Source organism: Pseudomonas sp. FME51 (assembly GCF_014897305.1).
Genome location: NZ_JABUYN010000003.1, coordinates 108,195 through 133,105 on the forward strand (window position 1 = coordinate 108,195; position 24,911 = coordinate 133,105).

Below are 24,911 nucleotides of genomic sequence, written 5' to 3' on the forward strand. Positions count from 1 at the left end.
ACAGTCCTTGTCACAGTGCAAATGGCTAAACTGAAAAAAATACGCTTATAATGCGGACTGTTAACCCGTTCTCATCACCGTCTTACATTCACCGGCTTATTCAACAGGGAATGATCAGATCCCCTCATGCGCGTGCTAACCACCCTGTTCTGGCTGCTAATCGCTGTCGCAAGTGCTCCGCTACTCGCGCTCAGCGGCGTCGCTCTGTATCTGAGTCCGGCCTTACCTGACGTAGATACACTGCGTGATGTCAAATTGCAAACACCTTTACGTGTGTACAGCGCCGATCAGAAGTTGATCGCCGAGTTCGGTGAGATGCGCCGCCTGCCGATCAGCTTCGAACAGATTCCTCAGGGCTTCATCGACGCCATTCTGGCAGCAGAGGATGACAACTTCCTCAATCATCATGGTGTTGACCCCATGAGCCTGCTGCGGGCCACCTCGGAATTGCTCAGTACCGGACAGATCCAGACCGGCGGCAGCACCATCACCATGCAGGTGGCAAAAAACTATTTCCTGACCAGTGATCGGGTGTTCTCGCGCAAGCTCAACGAGATCCTGCTGGCATTGCAAATTGAACGCAACCTCAGCAAACGCGAGATCTTCGAGCTGTACGTCAACAAGATCTACCTCGGCAATCGTGCTTACGGGATCGAGGCGGCTGCTCATGTGTACTACGGCAAGCCGATTTCAGAGCTGCCCCTGGCCCAACTGGCCATGATCGCCGGCCTGCCAAAGGCACCTTCTGCGTACAATCCCGTCGCCAACCCCGAACGCGCCAAGATTCGCCGTGACTGGATTCTGCAGCGTATGTTGTATCTGGGCAGTATCGACCAGGCCGCCCATGATGAGGCCGTGACTGCTCCGATCACCGCGCGTAACCATGGCGCCAACCCCGAGCTGGAAGCGCCCTATGTCGCCGAAATGGCTCGTCTGGAAATGATCGAGCGATTTGGCACGGCCGCCTACACCGATGGCTATTATGTGTACACCTCGGTCGACAGCCGCCTGCAGACGCTGGCCAACCAATCCCTGCGCGACGGCCTGATCACCTATGATCAACGCCACGGCTACCGCGGCCCGGAAGCACGCCATCCTGACGCCGATCTGCAACAGCTGCCGGCATTGCTCAAATCCTATCGCAGCATGGGAGGCCTGCGCCCGGCGGTCGTCAGTGAAGTCGCTGCCGACTCCGCCACCATCGTCATGCGCAACGGCGACACCGGCACCATCGCCTGGGAAGCCATGCGCTGGGCACGCCCTTACCTGAGCGCCAACAGCATGGGGCCGAACCCACGTAAGCCCGCTGATATATTGCAGCCCGGCGATGTCATTCGCATTCAGAAACTGAAAGAAGAAGGCCAGTACCGGCTCGCACAGATGCCCCAGGCCCAGAGCGCGCTGGTGGTCCTGTCGCCCCAGGACGGCAGCATCCAGGCGTTGACCGGTGGTTTTTCCTTTCTGCAGAGCAATTACAATCGCGTAACCCAGGCGCGTCGGCAGCCGGGATCGTCGTTCAAGCCCTTCCTCTACAGCGCTGCGCTGGATCACGGCTATACGCCCGCCAGCCTGACCAACGACTCCCCGCTGGTATTCAACGATGGCAGCCAGAATGACGAATGGCGGCCACGCAATTCCAGCGGTGACTTCCTCGGCCCGATCCGGCTGCGCGAAGCCTTTTACCGGTCACGCAACCTGGTCTCGATTCGCCTGATGCGGGACATAGGTGTGGATGAAGCCTTGACCTACATGGAACGCTTCGGCTTCAGCCGCGAGGAACTGCCGCGCAATCTGTCGGCAGCGCTGGGCACGCCTGAACTGACCCCGCTGCAGATCGCCACCGGTTATGCAGTCTTCGCCAGCGGTGGCCATGCGGTCAAGCCATGGCTGATCGAGCGTATCGAGAACAGCGAACACAAGGTGATCGACTTCGCCCGCCCGGTCGTCACGCCCCAGGTACTGGCCGACCAGCAACGGCGGATCGATGCCTATGTCGGGCTGACACCCGGCCAGACTCCGCCCGAAGCCAAACTGGCGCCCGAGGTGATCGACCCGCGCACCACCTACCAGATGACCAGCATGCTCCAGGACGTCATCACCCGCGGCACCGGATCGCGCGCACGGACCTTGCAACGCGGCGATGTCGGCGGCAAGACCGGCACCACCAACGAGCAGAAGGATGGCTGGTTCGCCGGTTTCAACAGTGACTATGTAACGACGGTATGGGTCGGCTTCGACCAGCCCACCACCCTCGGACGTCGCGAGTATGGCAGCACCACTGCATTGCCGATCTGGGTGCAATTCATGACTGCAGCGCTGGAAGGCAAGCCCGAGCATAGCCAACCGCAGCCCGAAGGGCTGGTGATTACCCGCGTTGACCCTATGACCGGCCGCAGCGCCCGCCCGGGCACACCCGGCGCCTTCCTGGAGATTTTCAAGGAAGAGGACGTACCGCCACCCTCCAGCGAGCTGGAGGCCGGTGGCTACAGCAGCGATGGGGGCATCACTCCGCTGGAACTGTTCTGACCGCCAGAACACATCTGCCTGGCACACCATAAGCACCGGTACTGCCCCGCCATTCGCCACGGCAAGCTTGCTGTTTTTCGTATCGAACCGCTCTACTCTGACCTTGCTCCTACAATAACAAGCAAGGTGTCGAACATGCATGAGCATGAGTATCTTGAGCGTCTGCGCGAGCTTCAGCGCCAGGCCTGGCCTGCTGGTCACGCCAGCGAACCGCAGTACCCGTTGGGCCAGCGCCCGCTGACCGCCTACCTGCGCCACTGGGCCGAGGTGTTGCCGGACAAGCCCGCCGTCCGCTATTACGGCCATGATCTGAGCTATGCCGAACTGCACGAGCTGAGTGACCGCTTCGCCGCCCTGTTGCTGGATCAGGGCGTACAGCCCGGCGACCGTGTTGCCGTATTCATGCCCAACTGCCCGCAACTGCACCTGGTGTTCTATGGCATTCTCAAGGCCGGCGCGGTACACGCTCCGGTCAGTCCGATGGCCACACCGCCCGAGCTGGCCTACCAGCTGCAGGATTGTGGTGCCAGCGCCATGGTCTGCTTCGACCAACTGCTGCCGGTAGTGCGCCAGGCTGGCACCGACACGCAGTTACGAGTGCTTATCAGCACCAGCCTGTCGGAAGTCTGCCCCACCGAACTGCCCTTCGCCGCACCCGAACTGTTGCACGCGCCCAAGCTTCCGGTTACCGACAGCATCGACCTGCTGCCGGCTCTCGCGGCAACCGAACCCCGCGCTGAGCTTCCCGAGCCGCAGCTCGACAGCATCGCCGCGCTCAACTACACCGGCGGCACTACCGGCCTGCCCAAAGGCTGCATCCATACCCATGGCGACATGCTCTACACCTGCGCCAGCTTCCTGCCCGCCGCACTGGGCCTGGACAGTGAACGCGTCAGCCTGAACTTCATGCCCGAGTTCTGGATCGCCGGGGAAAATGCCGGGTTGCTGTTCCCGGTCTTCGGCGGCACCACGCTGGTATTGCTGGCACGCTGGGACCCGCTGGCGTTCATGGGTGCAGTGCAGCATTACCAGGTCAACCATGGCAGCCTGCTGGTCGATAGTGCCGCCGAGATACTTGATCATCCACAGGTGAGCCAATTCGACCTCAGCTCCCTGCGGGTCACCAGCTGCGTATCCTTCATCAAGAAACTCACTCCCGAGTACCGCCGACGCTGGCGTGAGCTGACCGATTGCACCCTGTTCGAGACCAGCTTCGGCATGACCGAGACCCATACCTGCGACACCTTCACCGCCGGCCTGCAGGACGATGATTTCGACCTCAAGTCTGCGCCGACCTTCGTCGGCCTGCCGGTACCCGGCACAGAGTTCAAGGTCTGCGACTTCACCACCGGTGAATTACTGCCGCTGGGCAGCGAAGGCGAGTTGCTGGTGCGCACACCCTCTCTGCTCAAGGGCTACTGGAACAAGCCCGAAGCCAGCGCCGACGCGCTGCGCGATGGCTGGTTGCACACCGGTGACAGTGGCGTCATCACCGAGCAGGGCTTTATTCGCTACCTGGGCCGGCGCAAGGAAATGCTCAAGGTCAACGGCATGAGCGTGTTCCCCAGCGAGCTGGAAGCCATACTCGGCCAGCACCCGGCGATCCTTGCCGCCGCTGTGATCGGCCGGCCGGATGAGCAACGCGGTGAAACGCCGGTGGCCTTCGTCATCGCCAAACCGGACACTGAGCTGAGCGCGGAAACAGTGCACGACTGGTGCCGTCAGGTCATGGCCATCTACAAGGTGCCGGAGGTCAAGCTGGTTGACTCGCTGCCCATGACCGCTACCGGAAAAGTGAAAAAGAACGAACTACAGGAATGGATCTGATGCTCTTCAAACGTCTGCTGATTGCCAACCGCGGCGAAATCGCCATCCGTCTGGCCCGCGCCGCGGCTGAGCTGGATATTCCCAGTGTAGCGGTGTATTCCGAAGATGACGCGGGCTCGCTGCACCTGCGCAAGGCCGATGTCGCTGTGGGGCTGCAGGGGCGCGGCGCCACAGCCTACCTCGACGGCCAGCAGCTGATTGCCATCGCCAAGGCGCATGGCTGCGACGCCATTCATCCCGGTTACGGCTTTCTCAGCGAAAACGCCGGCTTCGCCCGCGCTTGCAGCGAGGCGGGTATCACCTTTGTCGGGCCCGACGCCGAGGTGCTGGAGCTGTTCGGTGACAAGGCCAGCGCCCGACGTCTGGCCATCAAGCACGACATACCGCTGGTGGCCGGCACCAACCAGGCAACCGACCTCGAACAGGCAAAAGCCTTCATGGCCAGTCTGCCGGGCGGCTCCGCCGTCATGCTCAAAGCCTTGGCCGGGGGCGGCGGACGCGGTATGCGCGCGGTGCACAGCATCGACGAACTGGAGCAGGCCTTTGCCCGCTGCAGCTCCGAGGCGCGCGCGGCCTTCGGCAATGGCGATCTCTATATCGAGCGGCTGATCCGCCGCGCCCGGCATATCGAGGTGCAGATCATTGGCGACGGTCGCACCGTGAGCCACCTCTGGGAGCGGGACTGTACCCTGCAGCGGCGCAACCAGAAGGTGCTGGAAGTGGCACCCGCGCCGGGTCTCGATCCCAACCTTCGCGAGCGGCTGCTGGCCGCCGCCGTAACGCTGACCGGCGCCGTCGGCTATCGTGGTCTGTGCACGGTGGAGTTCCTGGTTGACGAAGAGAACGGCGACTTCGTGTTCATGGAGGCCAACCCGCGCATTCAGGTCGAGCACACGGTAACCGAAGCCGTTACCGGGCTGGATCTGGCACAACTGCAGATTCACCTGGCGGCGGGCGCCAGTCTGGTCGATCTCGACCTGGAACAATCACGCATCGCAGCGCCGCGCGGTTACGCCGTGCAGCTGCGCATCAACCTGGAGAACATGCAGCCCGACGGCAGCGCCAGCCCCACCGGCGGTATCATCACCGCCTACGAAACGCCCAGCGGTCATGGTGTGCGCGTCGACGGCTATGGCTACAGTGGTTACACCACCAATCCGGCCTTCGACTCGCTGCTGGCCAAACTGATCGTGCATGCTGATGCCGACTACAAGACAGTGTTACGCCGCGCCTATCGCGCGCTCTGCGAGTTCCGACTCGAGGGTGTCGCGAGCAACCTGCCGTTTCTGCAGAGCCTGCTGCAGCATCCTCAGGTACGCAGCAACGAGGTCACCACAGGTTTCATCGAAGCGCACGCTGCCACGCTGATCGGCGCTGACAACACAGCCCATCCGCAGTTGTATGCTGCGAGTCAGGCAACCGCAGGCCAAAGCCTGCAGGCTCAGCCGGTGGCGCCTGACGGCAGCCAGCCGCTGAACGCACCGGTGCAGGGCGTGTTGGTGAGTCTGGATGTGCAGTCCGGGGACGAAGTGATCATCGGCCAGCCGCTGGCGGTCATGGAGTCGATGAAAATGGAGTTTGTGATCAAGGCCGATTGCAGCGGCCGCATTCGCGCACTCGCTGCCGCGCCGGGAGACAATCTGTTCGAAGGCAGCCCGCTGCTGTTCATCGAACCGAACGGTGTTGAGCAGGTACAGCAGACCAGCGAAGAACAGCTGGACCTGCAGCATATCCGCGCAGACCTTGACGACGTCCTGCAGCGCCGCGCCGATCTGACTGACGCCCAGCGCCCCGAAGCCGTCGCCAAACGCCGCAAGACCGGCCAGCGTACCGCCCGCGAGAATCTCGCCGAGCTGCTGGATGAGGGCAGCTTCATGGAGTACGGCGGCTTCGCCCTGGCCGCACAGCGCACCCGACGCAGCCATGCAGAACTGTTGAAGATGAGCCCGGCCGACGGCCTGATTGCCGGCATCGGCACGGTCAACGGCGACCTGTTTGATGCCGAAACCGCCCGCTGTATGGCCATGAGTTACGACTACACGGTCTTCGCCGGCACCCAGGGCGTGATGAACCATAAAAAGACTGACCGCATGCTGACGCTGGCGGAGCAGTGGCGTCTGCCGTTGGTGTTCTTTGCCGAAGGCGGCGGCGGCCGGCCGGGCGATGTGGACAAGGTGGGCGTCGCAGGACTGGATTGCACCACCTTCATGCGCATGGCCAGGCTCAGCGGTCAGGTGCCGCTGGTCGGCGTGGTATCCGGCCGCTGTTTTGCCGGTAACGCCGCCCTGCTCGGCTGTTGCGATGTGATCATTGCCACCGAGAATGCCAGTATCGGCATGGCTGGCCCCGCCATGATCGAGGGCGGCGGACTCGGTCGTTTCACCCCGGAACAGGTCGGCCCGGCCAGCGTGCAAGGCCCCAACGGGGTGATCGATGTGCTGGTCAAGGACGAAGCCGAAGCCACCCGGGTAGCCAAGCAGTACCTGTCCTACTTTCAGGGCGACCTGACCACGAGCGAGTGCACCGATCAGCGCCTGCTGCGCCACCTGATTCCGGAAAACCGTCTGCGCGTCTATGACATCCGCCAGGTCATCGAGGCGCTGGCCGATACCGATTCGGTACTGGAGCTGCGCCGCCAGTTCGCCCCGGGCATGATCACCGCCCTGATCCGTATCGGCGGCAAGCCGTTCGGGCTGATGGCCAACAATCCGATGTATCTGGGTGGGGCCATCGACGCGGTGGCGGGAGACAAGGCGGCGCGTTTCATGCAGCTGTGTCAGGCGCACGGTCTGCCCATGGTATCCCTGTGCGACACCCCCGGTTTCATGGTGGGACCGGATGCCGAGCAACAGGCCACGGTGCGCCATGTATCACGCATGTTCGTCACGGCGGCCAGCTTGAGCATTCCCTTCTTCACTGTAGTGCTGCGCAAGGGCTACGGCCTCGGGGCTCAGGCCATGGCAGCCGGCAGCTTCCATGCACCCATGTTCACCATCGGCTGGCCGAGCAGCGAGTTCGGCGCCATGGGCCTGGAAGGTGCGGTACGGCTGGGCTATGCCAAGGAATTGGCTGCGCTGGAAGACCCCTCCGAACAGCAGGCGTTGTTCGACAAGCTGGTAGGCGAGCTGTATGCCCGGGGCAAAGGTCTGAGCATGGCCAGCTTCCTGGAGATCGATGCGGTCATCGATCCGCTGGAAACCCGGGATTGGTTGTTGAGAGGATTGAGTTCGGCGCCGCCGGAGTCGCTGCAGGCGGGCACCCGGCCGTTTGTGGATACCTGGTAGTCTTGCCCGTGGCTATTGGTTGTCTCATGTAGGAGGGCCGACCCGGCGCGGCGCTGGCCGCCAGGCCAGCTAAAAGCAGCGAGCACGGAGTCCGTAGGCAAACCCGGGACGGCCCGCCTTGTCTGTTAAGTGCAGGTCAAGCACCGATACGCACACTCTGCAACGCCTCAGCCATGACCGGCTGGTGACTGGCGATCAGCAGCAATCCCTGTTGCTGACGCCGCACCAGCGCCGCCATCACTCGCTCGCGGGTGCTGGCGTCCAGCCCGGCGAAGGGCTCATCGAGCAGCAGTATCGGCCGCTCGGCCAGCAGCAGTCGCGCCAATGCAATACGCCGCGCCTGCCCACCTGAAACCGCCGAGCCCAGCTCACCGGGGGCCAGTTGCAGCTGCAGCGGATGCGCATTGACCCAGTCATCCAGGGCCACATCCGTCAGCACCTGCCATAGTTGCTGATCGCTGGCCTGCGGGTTACCCAGGCGCAGGTTGTCAGCCAGCGGCAGATTGAAGATATCGATATCCTGTGGCAGATAGCCGATCACCTCCCGCAAATCCCAGTCAGTCAGTGGCTCACCGTTGAGCAGACACTCCCCGCGGGACTCCATTTCCTCACCCGCCAACAGTTGCAGCAGCGTTGACTTTCCGCCTCCTGACGCCCCTTGCACAAGCAGCGCCTCACCCTGCGCCAGCTGCAGATCGATATTGTCTGGACCATTCAGCGCACCGGGCCAGCGGGCGCTGACCGCGGATAGCTGCAACGACCAAGGCGCCTGCGGCCTCGCTCCTGCTGAGGGCAAGGCCGCCTCCGCGCCCGCCAGGGTATTCAACCGGTCCCGCGCCGCCTGGCTCAACCCCAGCGCGATGAAACTGCCTGCCAATGGCAGCAGCGCCTCGGACAAGCCAAACAATGTCAGCAGCGCAGCGAGCAACAAGGGCACCGACACGGCCTCTTCAGCCATCAGCGCGCCACCCTGCCACACTACCGCCAACAAACTGGAAGCCAGTGCCAACTGCTGGAGCAGCGTCATGCGGCTGGTCAGTTGCTGCTGGCGTTCCTGCCGAGCAAGGTGGGCACGGTCTCGCTGCAAAAAATCCGCGCCACGCTCACCCCAACGCTGCCAGATCAGCAGCGGCGTCAGCAGTTGCAGGCTATCAAGCAGGAATTCCCGGCGCTCTTGCGCATGGGTGACTTCATCACGCGCCAACCGCCCGCCCCGCCAGTAACCCAGCCAGGGCAATAGCCAAGCCAGCAGAACGCCGGGCAGCGCTGCCAACAACAGCGTTTGATTCAGCAGTGCCAGCCAACACAACAGCGTCATCAGCAACAGGCTGGCCCAGGCCCAGGGCAACACCACACGCAAGGGAAACTGGTCGAGCAGATCAATATCCGCCACCAGGCGGTGCATCGCGCCCGCGGTGCGCAATGACAGGCGCCGACGTTGGGCAATACGGCTGAATAGCTGACTACGCAGATCCCGCAGCAACCCCAATGCCGCACTGTGCGACGCCAGGCGCTCGGTATAGCGACCCACAGTGCGTGTCAGCGCCAGTAAACGGATGATCGCGGCAGGTACAAAGATATCCAGAACATAACCGGCGCCAGCAACCGCCGTGCCAGCAAGTGCCGCCGCCGTGATGAACCAGCCGGACACCGCCAGCAGCGCAATGGCCGAGAACAGCGTAACAGCGCCCAGCACCCCGGCCAGCCACCAGCCACCCAGACGGCTGTTGAGCAGACTGCGCAGACGCACCACCGGCTTCCGTTGCTCAGTCATGCATTCCCCCTTCCAGACTGACTCGCCGGTCCAGCCAGTCCAGCCCCACCACATCATGACTCACCAGCAACAGAGTACGATCCCGGCTGAGCCGCTCCAGCAGATCACCGATCAGCTCCGCAGTCTGCGGATCGAGGTGCGCGAGGGGTTCGTCCAACAGCCAGACCCGCGTGTCGCGCAGCAGCAGCCGGGCCAGGGCCAGGCGGCTCAACTGGCCACCGGACAGACCCAAGCCCCGCTCGCCCAACGGCGTCTCGAGTTGCAGCGGCAGTTGCTGCAGTAAAGGCCAGAGCCCGACATCCTGCAGTACACCGATCAGCTGTGCATCACTGGCCTCGGGGGCCGCCAGGCGCAAGTTGGCCGCCACAGTGTCCGGAAGCAGTTCAGGCTGCTGCGCGAGAAAGCCGACGTACCGGTGCCAATCACTGCGGCGCACCACGCTCAGCGGCAGATCGTCGATCAGAATCTCCCCGGCATACGGTACAAAACCCAGCAACACATGCAGCAACGTCGACTTGCCACTGCCACTGGGGCCTTGCAGCCAGACTCGCTCCCCTGCTGCCAACCGCAGATTCAGCGGACGCAGACGCGCGGCTGCCCCCGGCAGATCCACGCTCACATTGCGGCAATCAATAGTCGGCGCACGCTCGAGTGTCAGCGGCTGGCTGCCGGGGTGCTGCCATATCTCCAATTGCAACAGGGGCAGCAGCTCGGCCAACGCGCCTTCGGCCTCTGCCCGGGCGTGATAGTCAGCGCCCAGCTGACGCAGCGGCGCATAAAATTCCGGTGCCAGCAGCAAGATGAACAGCGCACCCTGATAGGGAACGGGGATCTCGCCCTGTGCCCAGGGCAGCATGCCGAGCAGCCCCATGCCCAGATACAGGGCGACCATGGCAATGGCAATCGAGGCGAACAGTTCCAGCACCGCGCCGGACAGAAAAGCCATGCGCAATACCCGCATGGTCCGGCTGCGGTAGTCTTCGGCAGCCTCTTCAACGGCCTGCTGCGCCGGCCCCAGCGCCTGCAGATGGCGCAAGGTAGCCATGCCGCGCAACAGATCGAGGAAGCGCCCGCTCATCTGCCCCAACGCCACGAACTGACGCCGGCTGGCGGTGGCTGCCGCCTGTCCCAGCAACACCATGAACAAGGGCACCAGAGGCGCAGTCGCCAGCAATAGCGCAGCGGCCAGCAGGCTATGCCAGACAGTCGCCAGCAACAACATCAAGGGCACGATGACAACCAATTGCCGCTGTACCTGATAACGGCTGATATAGCCGTCCAGCGCGTCCACCTGCTCGAGCAGGCGACTGCTCAACTGGGCATCGACTCCCAACCCACGGCGCGCCGGCCCGAGCATCGCCAATCGCTGCAACAGCTGCTCACGCAGACCCTCTCGTGCCTGCAGACTGGCACGCTGCGACAGTCGCTCACGGCCGTATTGCAGACAGGGTCGCACCACCAGGCACAGCGGCAAGCCAACCAACCAAGGCCACCACGCGGAGAGCTCCAGCGGCTGGGCCGCCCCCGTCTGCCAGATAGCCAGCCAATAGCTGAACAGACTGGCCAGCAGCCAACTTTGCAGAACAAAAAAACCCGCCGCCATGACAGCCAGCCACAGGGCGGTATTCAACAACCGCCGCTGCGGAAGCAGCAACCAACGCAGCCAGCCGTCACTGCCTTCAGGCATGGATGACCTGCTTGCCCTGTTCAGTGGTAACCCTCACCGACCCGCACCTTGCCGCGGAATACCCAGTAAGTCCAGGCGGTGTAAGCGAGGATTACCGGAATCACGAACAGCATGCCAATCAGCAAAAACAGCTGCGAACCCGGTGCGGCCGCCGCATCCCACAAGGTGTAATTCGGCGGCACCACATAGGGCCACTTGGTCACCAGCAGGCCGATGTAGGTGAAGGCAAACATGCCCATGGTGGCAACAAAGGGCATGGACTGCTGACGTCGACGCAGGCTGCGCAGCACCAGAAAGGCGAACAGCAATGCCAGCAACGGGAAGATCCAGATCAGGCGGATGACGCTGAACCAGCGCTCGAAGGCCGAGGGATCCACCGCCGGAGTCCAGACGCTGACCACGGCGAATACCAGCAGCACGACCGCCAGCAGCCAAGGCGCAATACGGTAGGCCCATTGCTGGATATAGCCTTCGGTCTTCATGATCAGCCAGGTGCTGCCGAGCAACGCGTAGCCGGCCAGCAGACCCAGCCCGGTCATTACCGTGAAGGGCGTGAGCCAGTCCAGAGCGCCCCCCACATACCGCCCATCCAGAGTATTGAAGCCTTGTATGTATGCACCCACCACCGCGCCCTGGGCGAAGGACGCCACCATGGAGCCCCCCGAAAATGCCCAGTTCCACAGATTGCGCGAAGAGTTGGCCTTGAAACGAAACTCGAAGGCCACGCCGCGGAAGATCAACCCTGCCAACAGCAGAAAAACGCCTATGTACAACGCCGGCATCAGCACCGAATAAACCAACGGAAAGGCCGCCAGTAACCCAGCCCCGCCGAGGACCAGCCAGGTCTCATTGCCGTCCCATACCGGCGCTACCGAGTTCATCATCACATCACGGGAGTCCTCATCCGGAGCAAAGGGAAAAAGAATCCCCACGCCCAGATCGAAGCCGTCCATCAATACATACATCATGATGCCGAAGGCGATGATCACCGCCCAGATAATGGTCAGATCAATGCCATGCATGTCAGTGCCCTCCCTCTTCGATGCTCACATGGGCCGCCGACAGAGGCCGTTTGGGACGTTCTATGTCATGCACCTCATCATGCTGATCAATGCTTTCGAGGCCTGCGCGCAGCACCATCATCAGGTAATACAGGCCGGCGCTGAAAATCACCGCATACACCAACATGTACCCCAGCAGCGTGAACAGCACCATGCCCCCGGTCAGTGACGGCGTGAGTCCTTCGATATGACTCATCTGCCCATAGACCACCCAGGGGAAGCGGCCAACCTCGGTCACTATCCAGCCGCACAGCACCGCGGCAAAGGGTGCAAAGGTCATCAGCCGCATGGCATTGAGAAACAGCGGCTGACGCCAGTAACGCCCACCAGCCCGCAGAAACAACCCGGTCAGGGCGCAGCCGATCATCAGCAAGCCGATACCGACCATGACCCTGAATGCCCAGAATACTATCCATACCGGCGGCCGCTCCTCAGGCGCCACCTCCTTGAGTCCCGGCACTTCACCATCCAGATCATGGGTCAGAATCAGGCTGCCGAGTCGCGGCAGGCCGATCTCGAAATGATTGGTCTCGTTTTCCTGATCAGGGATGGCGAACAGCAGCAGCGGCATGCCACGCATGGTGTCCCAGTTGCCTTCCATTGCTGCCACCTTGGTCGGCTGGTGCTCCAGGGTATTGAGACCGTGGTAATCCCCGACCACGGCCTGGGTCGGAGCGAGAATCAGGATCAGCCACAAACACATGGACAGCGCACGCCGGTTGGCCTCCACCTCTCGCCCGGTCAGCAGATACCAGGAGCTGACCCCGGCGACCACGAAGGAGCCGGTCAGAAACGAGGCCAGCACCATATGGGTGAAACGATACGGGAACGACGGATTGAAAATGGCCTCGCGCCAACTGCCCACGACAAACATGCCATCAATCAGCTCGGTACCCACAGGTGTGTGCATCCAGCTGTTGGCTGCAAGAATCCAGAATGTGGAAATGAGCGTACCCAGTGCAACCATGCAGGCTGCGAACAGATGCACGCCTGGCGGCACCTTGTCGCGGCCGAACAGCAACACGCCGAGAAAAGCCGCTTCCAAGAAGAACGCCGTGACCACTTCGTAACTGAGCATCGGCCCGATGAAATTTGCCGCTGCGTAGGAGAAGTTGCTCCAGTTGGTACCGAACTGGAAGGACATCACGATGCCGGAGACCACCCCCATGGCAAAGGCCACAGCGAATACCTGGATCCAGAAACGCGACAATCGGGTCCATACCGGATTGCCGGTCTTGAAGGCCAGCGCCTCAAGAAAGGCAATGAAGGTCGCCAATCCAATGGTGAACACCGGAAAAATGGCGTGAAAGCAGACCACAAAGGCAAATTGCAGGCGCGACAGCAACAGCGGATCTAATTCCATCTGTGCAGCTCCTTGGGTGGAGAAAGGAAACCGGCGGGCGCTCCCGTTCCACAGGTGTAACAAGCAAAGCAGAACAGTCAGGGTAGCGGTGGTTCAGGCCTACCGCTACCGCGCTATTGCTTGTGACAGGGGATCAATGAATGCGTTCCCGATATTGACACCGGGAATGAGACGACTACAACAGCAGCCAGAGGGTGACACAGACCGGCAGCAACAACGCGGTCACGATGCCCATCAGACTCATGGCCAGGGCAGCAAAGGCGCCCGCCTCCTTGCCTTCGTCCAGTGCCAAGGCAGTACCGACGGCGTGAGCCGTCAAGCCCAGTGCCATGCCCCGTGCCGCTGGATGAGTGACCCCGCCGACCTTCAACAGCCAAGGGCCAAGCAAGGCGCCCAGCACCGCGGTATACATCACAAAGGCCGCCGCCATGGCTGCCACACCACCCAGCTGCTCAGCCACCATCATGGCAATCGGCGCCGTCAGTGATTTCGGCGCCAGCGTCATCAGCATCGAGAAATCCGAACCGAGCAACCAGGCCAGCAGAATGGTACCGCCAGTAGCGAAAGTGCCACCGACCAACAGGCTGATAGTCACTGGCCAGAAAAACTGCCGGATACGCCGCAGGTTATGGTACAGCGGCACCGCCAACGCCACCGTCGCAGGTGCCAACAAGAGCGACAACGGCGCCATGGCCGCGAGATAGGTCGGGTAGTCCATCCCCAGCAACAACAACACGCCGATCAAGACCACGATGGACACAATCAACGGGTGCAACACAGCCATCCGGGTGCGTTCGTATAACGTCAACCCAAGCTGGTAGACGCCCAGCGTCAAACCAATGAGAAACAGCGGATGCGCAACCACCGCGTCCCACGCCAGGAGCAAGCTGTTCATACGTCCTCCTCGCCCGCCTGGCGCATGATCAGATACTGCATGAGGCGTCCGGTCAGCGGTACTGCCAGGATGAAAGTCAACGTCAGACTGACAAAAATCGAAACGGCTTCAGTGGTCAGCTCATTGCCATACATCATGACGCCGACCGCGGCGGGGGTCAGCAGCAGTGGCAGAAAACGCAGCAATCCAGAAGACGCTGTTTCCAGCGATTCACTGACGCGGCCACGCAAGCGCAGAAAGATCACCAGCAGCAGCATGCCGATGATGGCGCTGGGTAAGAAAGGCAGAAACAACACATTCAAGGCTGTACCCAACAACTGAAACAGGATCAGCCATGTCAATCCACGTAACAACATCAGATAAATTCCAACCAATACGATGGTGGCCGACACGGCTGCCATCCCAGACCATAATCCGGCGTTATTATCCCGCCGCCGACGAACCGGTAACCATACCACTTAAAGCGTCAAGTGCGGCACTCGAGGACAACGAAAGCATTTTCTTTTTCTGAAATGTCTTTACTATGGCGCGCTTCACCAATCCAGCCGGAAACTACTCCATGCGCACACTGATCAAGGGAGCCGCTGTCGGCGGTCTTGCCATTGCCAGCGGTCTCGCTATCGCCTCACCCCTGCAATGGCAGGACAACAGCCTGACCTACCTGTATGGCAATGATTTCGAAGTCGACCCCAAGACCCAGCAGGCGGTCACCTTCGAACACGTCAGCGGTTGGAGCTTCGGCGACCTGTTCCTGTTTGTCGACAGCATCCACTACAACGGTGCCAAGGATGCCAACGGCAACAACAGCACCTGGTATGGTGAAGTCGCACCTCGCCTGTCGCTGGGCAAGCTGAGCGGACAACAGATCAGCTTCGGCCCGATCACCGACGTACTGCTCGCCGGCACCTATGAACGCGGCCGCGGCGACATCAAGAACTATCTGCTCGGGCCAGGCTTCGATCTGAAGCTTCCCGGCTTCGACTACTTTCAGTTGAATACCTACTACCGGCATTCCGATACCCCCGAGGGTGTGCGTGGTGCCTGGCAGATCACTCCGGTATGGGCCATGACCTTGCCGGTGGGCAAGTCCGACATCCTGATCGACGGGTTCATTGACTGGATCGTTGATAACGACGGTGACGGCAAGCATGCCAACCTGCACTTCAACCCACAGGTCAAATATGATCTGGGTAAAGCGCTGGGCTGGAAGGCCAAGCAGCTGTACACCGGTGTTGAATACAGCTACTGGAAAGACAAGTACGGCATCGAGAACAGCTCTGCCTTCGATACCAATCAGAACGTCACCAACCTGCTGGTCAAGGTGCACTTCTAAACTGATCCAGCAGCAACAGAACCCCGGCGCCTGTCTTGGCGCCGGGGTTCTGGATTCAGCTCAGCGATACGGCTTTCAGAATCCGCGTGCCTATGGTTACCAGCAACACGGCCGAGCCGGATAGCATCAATCCCACTCCCCACCCCTTGTCCCGAAAACTGAAACCAATACCCAACAGCAGAAATCCGAGCACCAGCAGGCTCAGCATGAGGTGAAGCTGATCAGTCACAGTCATTGCATATCTCTTCTAAGGCCGCCTGCGGTCTAGCTGCCACAGGTTTGATGCCGATATGGTACTTGCCCGCCATGACAGTGCCAAGGCGAGCACCTGCCTCTGCCGTTATTCCAACGCGCCCAGTGCAGGCCCGGGAGACATCATGGTCAGCAGGCCGATAAAATCCTCGAGCGCGATATTCTGGCCGTTGAGATCGATCATACCCTCAGCATAACGCAGGCTCGACAGGATATTGTCGCCCTCCAACGTGCCAAGCTGCATCACTTCAGCCATGCCTGCAGCCATTTCCGCCGCCATCACCGCTTCCTGCTCTATTACCGCCGCATCGGCCTCCGGCTGGAACAGTGCTTTGTAACGCACCATGTCGCTGAGCATGTGTTTGGACAACACCAGATTCGCATCCAGGCCGCCAATCAGCTGCTGCGCCAGCAGTGCCGGTGGTTGATCGAAGGAGACCGGACTGCTCAGATCCACGCCCAGTTTGAAGCGACTTTCACCGTTCGCAGTCCTGATCGAGAAGTTATCCAACGCCAACCGCGGGTTGCTCTCCAGCAACTGCTGCAGGGCGGCGGTAAATTGCTGCTTCATGGCTTCTGGATCATCTGGCTCGAGCCCCATACTCAGGGTGTTGTACATCCCCGCCAGCACCGCCGTGGCCTCCGGATCAAGCCGACTCATACTCCAGTCCATCTGCACTGAACCCAGCGGTTGACCGTCATAGTTGACCGAGCCCACCCGGTAATTAAGCACGCCCTTGACGCCATCGGCGTCCAGCATCGCGTTATCGGACTGCACAATGTCCTGTAATACCAGCGCCGGTTTGTCGGCGACCTCCACGGCCAGGCTATCGAGCGTCAAATGACCATCGCCGAGATACAGTCCGAACTTGCTTTCGCGTTGACGATCCAGCTGAAACTCGCCGCCCACCAGACTGACCCGGGCCTCGCCCTTGATCTCCAGGGAATCGAACCGACCGCTGAGCAGCACCTTGCGGCCCGTGGTGTCCGTCTGGAAATCTGCGCCCAGGCCGGAGAACGTTATATCGCTATCGGCGTCGCTCAGCGTCATCGGCGCGATACGCAGGTTACCGGTAATATTGTTGCCGTAGCCGATGCTGCTGGTGATCGTGAGAGGCGCCTGCCCTGCGCTGGCGGTGAACCATTCAGCCAGGGTCTCGCTGGGCTCCAGCACGGCATGACTGGTCGCCATGACCGGCATCCACTGCAAGGCAAACAATCGCGACACCGGTATCGGGCCATGCTCTATACGGTCACCGATAAACAGATCAACCGCTGGCTCATCAGCGCTGGCTGCCTGCAGTATCAGCCGGTAACGTGCCGTACTTGAGAGTATTCCTCGCTCGAATGCCACCAGCGCCAACGCCACATCCGCATTCGGAAACTGCGCCGCCAGCTGCTCGTTGCCCTTGAGAATGGAGTCCCGCAATACCGACTCCAGCTGAGTGCCGGTGTACCAGCCTCCGCCTATACCCGCGACCGCCAATATCCCCAGCGTCATTGCTGCTATCCGTGTCTTTTTCATCGCTTGGTCTCTGTATGTGAATGCGATTGATTTGTCTTGATGCAGTAAAGCCGCACAAATCTGCCACAGCGCTCAATAGATTGCATCTGTTTCAAGAAGACGACTATCATCCTTCGCCGCCTGCTCGGCGCTCAGCTGCCCCACCGAAGGACACCCATGTTCTATCTCATCGCCGTCACCCTGTTATGGGCCGTCTCGTTCAGCCTTATAGGCGAGTATCTGGCCGGGCAGGTGGATAGTTATTTTTCCGTATTGACCCGTATCGTTCTGGCAGGTGCCTTGTTTCTGCCGCTGCTGCGCCCACGGCGTTTGCCCAGGGGCATGGCGCCCGGTCTGCTCGTCGTGGGCGCTCTGCAGTTCGGGTTGACCTATATCTGCCTGTACCTGTCCTTCGAGCTTCTCACCGTGCCCGAAGTCCTGCTGTTCACCATCTTCACACCCTTGTATGTGGCGCTGGTGGACAACGCCCTGCGTCGGCGCTTCAGTGCCGGCCCGGTGCTTGCCACCCTGATTGCAGTGGTGGGCGCGGCAATCATCCGTTATGACGGTATCAGTGATGACTATGTGAAAGGGTTTCTGCTGCTGCAGCTGGCTAATGTCGCCTTCGCCACGGGTCAGGTGGGCTATGCCCATCTGGTGCGCCATTTTCATACGGACACCCGGCAACAATGGCATGGTTTCGGCTTTTTCTTCATTGGGGCATTGCTGGTGGCGTTACCCGCCTGGCTGCTGTTGGGGGATCATCAGAGGTTGCCGCAGACGCTGCTGCACTGGAGCGTGCTCGGCTGGTTGGGCCTGATCGCGTCGGGACTGGGGTTCTTCTTCTGGAACCGGGGCGCAACCCTGGTGGATGCGGGCACCTTGGGCATAATGAACAATGCGCTGATCCCGGCTGGCCTGGTGGTCAATCTGCTGCTCTGGAATCAGCAGGCCGATCTGCCGCGCCTATTGCTCGGAGGTGCGGTGATCGGCTTGTCGCTCTGGTTGAATCTGCGTTGGGACAGCTGGATCAGCCGGCTCAGAAAATCAGCATCAGCAGACCGATGATAACCACCAAGCCGACCAGAAAAATAATGCCTGCGGTGCTGGCGAGAAACTTCAGCATAAAAAACTCCCGGTTTCGAGGTATGTAACGATTTCGACCCGGACAGCGGATATACAGTTCAGCTTTTCCTGGCCAAGTCCCAGACAAACATGGCAAGTCCTCATGCGCGGCCCGAGTTGTGAGACATGAAGCGGATCTTGCCATTGGCACGACCGGGTACAGCGCGAGGGAGTTCAGGTGAAGTTTTCTGATAAACGCGTATTTATCAAATTGATGTCGTTGCTTCCGGCGGTCGAAAACCGGATGCTCGTTCAATACAGCCACCTGATTGGATTTACCGGCCCCCATGACAGAACAAGATAAAGCGTCATCCTCACGCTGCTATACATTTTCACCGCGCTATACCGACCTGGATACCTGGCGCCATGTGAATAATTCCCGCATCTATCAATTGCACCAGGAGGCGCGCGTGCGCGCCCATGTCAGCCGTTTCGGACAGGATGCCTGGTTCTCCGACGATGCACGCCTGCGCCCGGTGCGCAGCATCACCGACTATCGGCAGGTCAGCTGGTACGGCAGTGATATCGAGGCCCGTGTCAGCGTGACCGCCTGTGATGAGGACAGCTTTCGTGTGTATAGCGAGCTGCATCAGAATGGCGTGCTGGTAGGGACTCAGGATTGCCTGATGGGCGCGTTCGAGGATGGTCGGCGGATCGCGTTGCCGGCGGATATACAACAGGTGATGGCGGATGCCAGCACAGGCAGCGCCGCGCCACTGGCGCCGGCCGACTACCGAGACCACCTGCAGCACGCGCACAACTTTGCCATCCGCCAGCAACTCACCCCACGTTATGCCGACGTGGACGCCGACAGCCAGCGCAGCGAGGCGGCCCTGGCGCTGTACATGGAACAGGCTCGCTCAACCGGTGTTCGGCAATTGGACTTTGCCGGTCTGGGCGTACTCGTTGCCTCGGTGGACGTCAGTTTCGAGCACTATCAGGCTGGCTGGGCGCCGTTGGAGCTGGCTGCCGGCATCAGCCGGATCGGCAACAGCTCCTTTCTGTTCACCAGCTGTGCGCTGCACAAGGACGAGGTCCAGGTCAGCGCGCGCAGTGTCATGGTGGTAATCGACCCCGCCACCAACCGCCCAGTGCCAATTTCACCGGCATTGCGTGAGCAGTTGGAGGCGTGGTTGATTTGAGTGGGCCGGGGGCTCAGCCCTGGTCGCCGCCCGCTACCGGCAAGATGGTGCCAGTGATGTAGCCAGCTGCATCCGAGGCCAGGAACAGGATGGGTTCGGCCTGCTCGTCGAGCGTGCCGTAACGGTGCATGAAGCTGCTGTCGTTGGTCTGATCGATCAACTGCTGATACCAGCCCTTTTCCCGCTCGCCCTGCTCTTCGGTATTGCGGGGCGTCAGACGCGGCGGCGCTTCGGTGCCACCCGGTGCGGTGGCGTTGACGCGAATGCCTTGCTCGGCATACTCGAACGCCAGGTTCACGGTCAGTCCATTGACGCCGGCTTTGGCCGCGCCGTAGGGCACACGCATCAGGCCGCGGGTAGCTACCGATGAGACGTTGACGATAGCGCCCTTCTGCTGCTCAACCATGTACGGCAATACCGCACGACAGCACCACAGAGTAGGAAACAGCGAGCGCTGGATTTCCTTCTGGATCTGTTCGGGCTGGTAATGCTCATAGGGCTGCGCCCAGATGGTGCCGCCCACGTTGTTGATCAGCACATCGATGCGCCCATACTCCTGATGGGCGCGCACCATGACGCTTTCGGCACCCTCCCAGGTTTCCAGATCCGCCTGCAGGGCCAGGGCTTGCACACCCTGCTCCCGCAATTCAGCCGCCACACCCTGCACGTAATCGCTGATATCCACCAGCACCAGCCGGGCGCCTTCGGCGCCAGCCAGTTCAGCAACCCGCTTACCGATGCCCTGTGCCGCACCGGTAACGACCATCACCTTGTCGGTGAAGCGCGCGCTCATGCGACCTCCAACGGCGCCACACTCGGCGTGAAACGCTCATAGTGGAAGGAGTTCGGTTCGATATTCTGCTCGCGGAAATAGCCCAGCACCGCATCCACCATGGGCGGAGGCCCACACAGGTAGACATCCACATCACCACCATTCAGTGGCGCATCCTGCATGTGGTTGGTGACATAGCCCTTGTTCGGGTGGGCACTGTCCGGGCTGGAGGTGACAGTCTTAAAGGTGAAACCGTCGATGGCATCGGCGAACGCCTGCAACGCCTGAACACAAACCAGATCTTCATCACTGGTAACACCGTAGACCATATGTATCGGCTGATCGGTGCCACGCGCCTTGAGCTGTTCAAGCATCGACAGGAAAGGTGCCAGACCCGTGCCGCCAGCCAGCATGACCACCGGACGCTCTACCGGACGCAGATAGAAGATACCCATGGGGCCGGCGAGCTTGACCTGATCACCGGTTTTCGCTCCACCTACCAGCCAGGAGCTCATCAGCCCGCCCGGCACATTGCGGATCAAGAAGCTCAGTTCCCGGCTACCGGGCTCGGAGCTGAACGAGTAGGCACGTGTCTCCTCACTGCCTGGAACCTGAATGTTCACATACTGGCCAGGCAGGAAGATGATGTCGGCATCGGCAGTCACCTTGAGCTCGATGGCGGTGGATGAAATCAGATTCACCTCGGCGACGCTGCCTGTGCTCTCCATGATGCCGGTCTTGCACATGGTGGAAGCCACTGGAACGTTCACCACGCAATCGGTGGACGGCACCATCTGGCAGGTCAGTATCAGACCCTGCTCGGCTTCATCCTCGGTCAGGGCTTCTTCGAGGTATTCCTCACCCAGATCGTATTGGCCCTGCTGGCAACTGCCCTTGCAGGTGCCACATACGCCATCGGAACAATCCATGGGCAGATTGATCTGGCTGCGGTAAGCCGCGTCCAGTACGGTTTCACCCTCATTGCAATTGATGAAGCGAGTAATGCCGTCTTCAAAATTGAGTGCGATGTTGTAGCTCATGTTGGTGGCTCCCGATCGGTGCGTCCGATCAATCACAGGTGATAGATATCGATCACCTGGTTGATGTAATCGTTATTCAGAATGACTTTCTTCTCGGTGATCACTGGCTGCTCGCCAGTGGTGTCCAGGGTGTAGAAGGCCGTACCGAAGAACATCTGGGTGGTGTGGTAGCGATGGCTGTTGGTCTGCCAGTTGAAGCGCAGCTTCACTTTACCGTCAGCCTGCTCCAGCACTTCCAGATTGGTGCGCAAGTGCGTGGTACGTGGCTCCGGCATAGACGTGGCACCGGAGCGCTCGGTTTTGATCCGGTACACGCGATCTTCCAGGCCATGACGGTTGGGGTAATAGATCAGTGACAGCTCGGTCTGCGGGTCTTCCGTGAGGGCATCCTCGTCATCCCAGCAGGGCATCCAGTACACCACGTTCTTGTCGTAGCAGGTCAGCCACTCATCCCACTGGCGGTCATCCAGCAGGCGAGCTTCACGGTAGATAAAGGCCTGAATCTGTTCGAAATTCATGCTGAAGTCTCCTCTGTGCTGACGGCCACAAAACGGGCGCGCTCGCTTTCCACTGCACGCAGCATTTCATCAGCCCAATGCTGGTGGTGGATAATGTACAAGCCTTCGTCTTCCGGCTTGGCACCGCTCAGAACAGGCTTCAGATCGATGCGCTTGGCACCCTCGTCGGCGCCTTCAATCCAGTGCGCCGCACCACGGCTCATATCATTCCACTTCAGGCCTTCAGCCTTGTAGCCTTCCTGACAGGCACGGAACTCTTCCAGGTCATCCGGGGTACCCATACCACTGACGTTGAAGAAGTCTTCGTACTGGCGGATACGCATGGCGCGCTCCTCTGCCGGCTCGTTCTTCGGTGCCCAGCAGTAGATGGTGATCTCGCTCTTATCCACCGAAATCGGGCGCAATACGCGAATCTGGGTAGAGAACTGATCCATCAGATACAGGTTCGGATAGATACACAGGTTCTTGGTGGTGTTGACGATGGCATCAGCACGGTCTTCACCGACGCTCTGCTTGAGGCGATCCAGATGCTTGAAGACCGGACGTACCTCAGGGTTGTTCAGTCGCGTCCAGAGCATCATGTGGCCGTGCTCGAAGGAGTAGAAGCCGCCCTCACCAGACCAGCCCTTGGCGTCTACTGCCGCAGTACCGCCTTCGTCGTAGTTGCGCTGCCCCATGGTCGACAGGTAGTTCCAGTGTACTGTGCCCACGTGATAACCATCGGCGCCGTTTTCTGCAGCCAACTTCCAGTTACCTTCAAAGGTGTAAGTGGAAGTACCACGCAGGACTTCCAGGCCGTCCACTGCCTGATCGACGATGTTGTCGATGATTTTGGTGGTTTCACCCAGATACTCCTGCAGCGGCGGTACATCCGCACTCAGGCTACCGAACAGGAAGCCACGGTAGTTCTCGAAGCGCGCCAGGCGCTTGAGATCATGGGAACCGTCGGTGTTGAAACTCTCTGGATAGCCACCCTTCTTCTGATCCCGAGCTTTCAGCAGCTTGCCGTCGTTCTTGAACGTCCAGCCGTGGAACGGGCAGGTAAAGGAGGTCTTGTTACCGCGCTTCTTGCGGCACAAGGTGGCGCCACGGTGGGAGCAGGTGTTGAGCAGAGCCTGCAACTCACCTTCTTTAGAGCGGGTGATGACCACTGGCTGGCGGCCCAGCGTCAAGGTGAAATAGTCACCGGGGTTTTCAACCTGGCTTTCATGGCCAAGGAATACCCAGTTGCCCTCGAAGATGTACTTCATCTCCAGGTCGAACAGCTCCTGGTCGGTAAATACGCTACGGTCACCACGATATTTGCCCGTGGCCGGGTCGACTTCCACTGCACCGCGGATCTTTTTTTCAAGTTGGTCGAGTTGACGAGTCATATTGGTAACTCCAATCTTTTGTTTTTACACCCCGTGGGGCGTACAAAGTCGGACCGGCCCGGATGCGGGCCGGTCAGCGCCCTACGGCGGGTGAGGAGACCTCAGGCGACGTTTTCCAGCGCACGCTTGCGCTCGTGACGTGCCTGCAGCTCAGCCTTGTCGGTCGATACCAACTGGAAGTTGAACTCCACTTCAGTGATCGGGCCAGTCACGCCATGCTTCTCGCCTTCGGCAGAATGCTCGACCGAATGCGCCTCGACCACCAGCTCATCGCGGGTTGCGAAGGCGAAGTCGTCATAGGTGAACTCATCACCGGCCAGGTTGATCTGGGTAGTCAGGTGCTTGTGTCCTGATGCCGAGATGAAGAAGTGAATATGCGCAGGGCGCTGACCATGACGGCCGAGTTGATTCAGCAGCGTCTGAGTGGAACCCTCGGGCGGGCAGCCGTAGCCGGACGGAATGATGGAGCGCGCAACATAGCGACCGTTCTCGTCAGTCTTGATCCGGCGGCGCAGGTTGTAGTCACTCTGCGACTTGTCGAAGTAGGAATAGTTACCCTTGGAGTCGGCATGCCAAACATCAACAATAGCGTTGGCCAGCGGCTTGCCATCTTCATCAGTGACCTGACCTTTGAGCAGCATGGCCTGCCCGGTCTCATCAGTGCCGTCGTCCATGCGGGCAAAGCTCTCAGCCAGCGGCGCGCCAGCCACATACAGCGGACCTTCGATGGTGCGCGGGGTGCCACCGGCCAGACCCGCCGCTTCATCTTCAGCATCCATGCGGATATCCAGATACTTGTCCATACCCAGGCCCGGCGCCAGCAAGGACGCTTCGCCGTTCTTGCCCAGCTCGCCAACGTAGTAGACAGCGCTCCAGAATTCTTCCGGAGTGACATCAAAGTCTTCAATCAACTGGAATACATCGCCCATGAAGCGATGCACGATCTTTTTCACGCGCTCATTGCCGCCTTCCATTTGGAATCCGGCAATCTTGTTCAGCAGTTCCTGTACTTCGGCAGTGTGGGTAGTTTTGATTGTCATGGTTATATTCCTCATTATTTATTCTTATTGCCTGATCACAGCTTTGGCGTTGGCAATGTTATTCAATGGCGCCTGGTTCACGGCTGGCTATCAACGGTCATCTTCATGAATTGACGACGGATGACGACACAATGGCGCGACGGTAATATCCATAAAAGGGAACAGCGGCAGGTTACTGATCAGGTCCTGCAATTCAGCGTTATCTTCCACATCAAAAATACTCACGTTGGCGTAGCTGCCCGCTACACGCCACAGGTGGCGCCATTTGCCCTGGCGCTGCAGCTCATGGGAATACGCCTTTTCCCGCGCCTTGATTTCGTTGACCACTTCCGCCGGCATGTCCTGGGGAATATTGACCTTCATCTCGACTTTGAACAGCATGGTTATCTCCTCGG

At 60.4% G+C, this 24,911-nt stretch carries 21 protein-coding genes; 6 read left to right on the top strand and 15 right to left on the bottom strand.

Annotated features, from left to right (window positions below; all coding sequences use genetic code 11):
* Positions 1-126: 126 nt before the first annotated feature.
* The 3 genes from INT39_RS07060 to INT39_RS07070 all read left to right on the top strand — a co-directional run bounded on the left by INT39_RS07060 (position 127) and on the right by INT39_RS07070 (position 7,637).
* Positions 127-2,526 (top strand): penicillin-binding protein 1A, encoded by a 2,400-nt coding sequence (locus tag INT39_RS07060; RefSeq protein WP_193073229.1) that lies wholly within the window; start codon positions 127-129, stop codon positions 2,524-2,526.
* Positions 2,527-2,661: 135 nt separating this feature from the next.
* Positions 2,662-4,353, top strand: coding sequence for an AMP-binding protein (locus INT39_RS07065; RefSeq protein WP_193073233.1), 1,692 nt, complete (start codon positions 2,662-2,664; stop codon positions 4,351-4,353).
* A complete protein-coding gene (locus tag INT39_RS07070; protein ID WP_193073234.1) occupies positions 4,353-7,637 on the top strand; it encodes a carboxyl transferase domain-containing protein in 3,285 nt (1,094 codons plus the stop codon). Before INT39_RS07065 ends, INT39_RS07070 begins: the two co-directional genes overlap by 1 nt.
* Positions 7,638-7,773: 136 nt before the next feature.
* Here INT39_RS07070 and INT39_RS07075 read toward each other — a convergent pair whose 3' ends face one another.
* The 6 genes from INT39_RS07075 to INT39_RS07100 all read right to left on the bottom strand — a co-directional run bounded on the left by INT39_RS07075 (position 7,774) and on the right by INT39_RS07100 (position 14,773).
* A complete protein-coding gene (locus tag INT39_RS07075) occupies positions 7,774-9,411 on the bottom strand; it encodes an amino acid ABC transporter ATP-binding/permease protein (protein WP_193073238.1) in 1,638 nt (545 codons plus the stop codon).
* Positions 9,404-11,098, bottom strand: a complete 1,695-nt coding sequence (gene cydD / locus INT39_RS07080) for a thiol reductant ABC exporter subunit CydD (RefSeq protein WP_193073241.1) — start codon at positions 11,096-11,098, stop codon at positions 9,404-9,406. Before cydD ends, INT39_RS07075 begins: the two co-directional genes overlap by 8 nt.
* 20 nt (positions 11,099-11,118) lie before the next feature.
* Positions 11,119-12,120: a cytochrome d ubiquinol oxidase subunit II gene (cydB, locus tag INT39_RS07085; protein WP_193073244.1), complete on the bottom strand. Its 1,002-nt coding sequence runs from the start codon at positions 12,118-12,120 to the stop codon at positions 11,119-11,121.
* Between the two features lies 1 nt (position 12,121).
* Positions 12,122-13,522, bottom strand: coding sequence for a cytochrome ubiquinol oxidase subunit I (locus INT39_RS07090; protein WP_193073246.1), 1,401 nt, complete (start codon positions 13,520-13,522; stop codon positions 12,122-12,124).
* A gap of 175 nt (positions 13,523-13,697) precedes the next feature.
* On the bottom strand, positions 13,698-14,417 hold the full coding sequence (locus INT39_RS07095) for an LrgB family protein (RefSeq protein WP_193073250.1): 720 nt from the start codon (positions 14,415-14,417) through the stop codon (positions 13,698-13,700).
* Positions 14,414-14,773: a CidA/LrgA family protein gene (locus tag INT39_RS07100; RefSeq protein ID WP_193073446.1), complete on the bottom strand. Its 360-nt coding sequence runs from the start codon at positions 14,771-14,773 to the stop codon at positions 14,414-14,416. Before INT39_RS07100 ends, INT39_RS07095 begins: the two co-directional genes overlap by 4 nt.
* Positions 14,774-14,976: 203 nt before the next feature.
* On the opposite strand from INT39_RS07100, the gene INT39_RS07105 reads away from it, so the two are divergent.
* Positions 14,977-15,750, top strand: a complete 774-nt coding sequence (locus INT39_RS07105; RefSeq protein ID WP_193073253.1) for an outer membrane protein OmpK — start codon at positions 14,977-14,979, stop codon at positions 15,748-15,750.
* 55 nt (positions 15,751-15,805) lie between these two features.
* Here the strand turns inward: INT39_RS07105 and INT39_RS07110 are convergent, their stop codons facing one another.
* The gene (locus tag INT39_RS07110; RefSeq protein WP_193073257.1) at positions 15,806-15,985 is read right to left on the bottom strand and encodes a hypothetical protein; all 180 of its coding nucleotides are present in this window, start codon (positions 15,983-15,985) and stop codon (positions 15,806-15,808) included.
* A 105-nt stretch (positions 15,986-16,090) separates the two neighbouring features.
* A complete protein-coding gene (locus INT39_RS07115) occupies positions 16,091-17,527 on the bottom strand; it encodes a YdgA family protein (protein ID WP_193073260.1) in 1,437 nt (478 codons plus the stop codon).
* Positions 17,528-17,683: 156 nt separating this feature from the next.
* Here INT39_RS07115 and INT39_RS07120 point away from each other — a divergent pair, with 156 nt between their 5' ends.
* Positions 17,684-18,574: a carboxylate/amino acid/amine transporter gene (locus INT39_RS07120; RefSeq protein ID WP_193073262.1), complete on the top strand. Its 891-nt coding sequence runs from the start codon at positions 17,684-17,686 to the stop codon at positions 18,572-18,574.
* Here INT39_RS07120 and INT39_RS07125 read toward each other — a convergent pair.
* Positions 18,546-18,887 carry a hypothetical protein gene (locus tag INT39_RS07125; RefSeq protein ID WP_193073265.1) on the bottom strand — a complete coding sequence of 114 codons (342 nt, stop codon included), beginning with the start codon at positions 18,885-18,887 and terminating at the stop codon, positions 18,546-18,548. The two genes, INT39_RS07120 and INT39_RS07125, sit on opposite strands and share 29 nt — an antisense overlap.
* 31 nt (positions 18,888-18,918) lie before the next feature.
* Here INT39_RS07125 and INT39_RS07130 point away from each other — a divergent pair, with 31 nt between their 5' ends.
* The gene (locus INT39_RS07130) at positions 18,919-19,773 is read left to right on the top strand and encodes an acyl-CoA thioesterase (protein WP_193073269.1); all 855 of its coding nucleotides are present in this window, start codon (positions 18,919-18,921) and stop codon (positions 19,771-19,773) included.
* A gap of 13 nt (positions 19,774-19,786) precedes the next feature.
* Here INT39_RS07130 and benD read toward each other — a convergent pair whose 3' ends face one another.
* The 6 genes from benD to catC form a co-directional block, all read right to left on the bottom strand.
* The gene (gene benD / locus INT39_RS07135) at positions 19,787-20,566 is read right to left on the bottom strand and encodes a benzoate diol dehydrogenase BenD (protein ID WP_193073271.1); all 780 of its coding nucleotides are present in this window, start codon (positions 20,564-20,566) and stop codon (positions 19,787-19,789) included.
* Positions 20,563-21,585, bottom strand: coding sequence for a benzoate 1,2-dioxygenase electron transfer component BenC (gene benC, locus INT39_RS07140; protein ID WP_193073274.1), 1,023 nt, complete (start codon positions 21,583-21,585; stop codon positions 20,563-20,565). Before benC ends, benD begins: the two co-directional genes overlap by 4 nt.
* Before the next feature lie 32 nt (positions 21,586-21,617).
* Positions 21,618-22,103 (bottom strand): benzoate 1,2-dioxygenase small subunit, encoded by a 486-nt coding sequence (benB, locus tag INT39_RS07145; protein ID WP_193073277.1) that lies wholly within the window; start codon positions 22,101-22,103, stop codon positions 21,618-21,620.
* Positions 22,100-23,476, bottom strand: coding sequence for a Rieske 2Fe-2S domain-containing protein (locus tag INT39_RS07150; RefSeq protein ID WP_193073279.1), 1,377 nt, complete (start codon positions 23,474-23,476; stop codon positions 22,100-22,102). Before INT39_RS07150 ends, benB begins: the two co-directional genes overlap by 4 nt.
* Before the next feature lie 101 nt (positions 23,477-23,577).
* Positions 23,578-24,516: a catechol 1,2-dioxygenase gene (gene catA, locus INT39_RS07155; RefSeq protein WP_193073282.1), complete on the bottom strand. Its 939-nt coding sequence runs from the start codon at positions 24,514-24,516 to the stop codon at positions 23,578-23,580.
* Between the two features lie 90 nt (positions 24,517-24,606).
* Entirely contained in the window at positions 24,607-24,897 is a 291-nt protein-coding gene (catC, locus tag INT39_RS07160) for a muconolactone Delta-isomerase (RefSeq protein WP_193073283.1), read from the bottom strand.
* Between the last annotated feature and the right edge of the window lie 14 nt (positions 24,898-24,911).

Excerpts from the sequence above, each read along its gene's own strand:
- INT39_RS07060 (WP_193073229.1), top strand. The coding sequence starts at position 127 with ATGCGCGTGCTAACCACCCTGTTCTGGCTGCTAATCGCTGTCGCAAGT.
- INT39_RS07065 (WP_193073233.1), top strand. The coding sequence starts at position 2,662 with ATGCATGAGCATGAGTATCTTGAGCGTCTGCGCGAGCTTCAGCGCCAG.
- INT39_RS07070 (WP_193073234.1), top strand. The coding sequence starts at position 4,353 with ATGCTCTTCAAACGTCTGCTGATTGCCAACCGCGGCGAAATCGCCATC.
- INT39_RS07075 (WP_193073238.1), bottom strand. The coding sequence starts at position 9,411 with ATGACTGAGCAACGGAAGCCGGTGGTGCGTCTGCGCAGTCTGCTCAAC.
- cydD (WP_193073241.1), bottom strand. The coding sequence starts at position 11,098 with ATGCCTGAAGGCAGTGACGGCTGGCTGCGTTGGTTGCTGCTTCCGCAG.
- cydB (WP_193073244.1), bottom strand. The coding sequence starts at position 12,120 with ATGCATGGCATTGATCTGACCATTATCTGGGCGGTGATCATCGCCTTC.
- INT39_RS07090 (WP_193073246.1), bottom strand. The coding sequence starts at position 13,522 with ATGGAATTAGATCCGCTGTTGCTGTCGCGCCTGCAATTTGCCTTTGTG.
- INT39_RS07095 (WP_193073250.1), bottom strand. The coding sequence starts at position 14,417 with ATGAACAGCTTGCTCCTGGCGTGGGACGCGGTGGTTGCGCATCCGCTG.
- INT39_RS07100 (WP_193073446.1), bottom strand. The coding sequence starts at position 14,773 with ATGTTGTTACGTGGATTGACATGGCTGATCCTGTTTCAGTTGTTGGGT.
- INT39_RS07105 (WP_193073253.1), top strand. The coding sequence starts at position 14,977 with ATGCGCACACTGATCAAGGGAGCCGCTGTCGGCGGTCTTGCCATTGCC.
- INT39_RS07110 (WP_193073257.1), bottom strand. The coding sequence starts at position 15,985 with ATGACTGTGACTGATCAGCTTCACCTCATGCTGAGCCTGCTGGTGCTC.
- INT39_RS07115 (WP_193073260.1), bottom strand. The coding sequence starts at position 17,527 with ATGAAAAAGACACGGATAGCAGCAATGACGCTGGGGATATTGGCGGTC.
- INT39_RS07120 (WP_193073262.1), top strand. The coding sequence starts at position 17,684 with ATGTTCTATCTCATCGCCGTCACCCTGTTATGGGCCGTCTCGTTCAGC.
- INT39_RS07130 (WP_193073269.1), top strand. The coding sequence starts at position 18,919 with ATGACAGAACAAGATAAAGCGTCATCCTCACGCTGCTATACATTTTCA.
- benD (WP_193073271.1), bottom strand. The coding sequence starts at position 20,566 with ATGAGCGCGCGCTTCACCGACAAGGTGATGGTCGTTACCGGTGCGGCA.
- benC (WP_193073274.1), bottom strand. The coding sequence starts at position 21,585 with ATGAGCTACAACATCGCACTCAATTTTGAAGACGGCATTACTCGCTTC.
- benB (WP_193073277.1), bottom strand. The coding sequence starts at position 22,103 with ATGAATTTCGAACAGATTCAGGCCTTTATCTACCGTGAAGCTCGCCTG.
- INT39_RS07150 (WP_193073279.1), bottom strand. The coding sequence starts at position 23,476 with ATGACTCGTCAACTCGACCAACTTGAAAAAAAGATCCGCGGTGCAGTG.
- catA (WP_193073282.1), bottom strand. The coding sequence starts at position 24,516 with ATGACAATCAAAACTACCCACACTGCCGAAGTACAGGAACTGCTGAAC.
- catC (WP_193073283.1), bottom strand. The coding sequence starts at position 24,897 with ATGCTGTTCAAAGTCGAGATGAAGGTCAATATTCCCCAGGACATGCCG.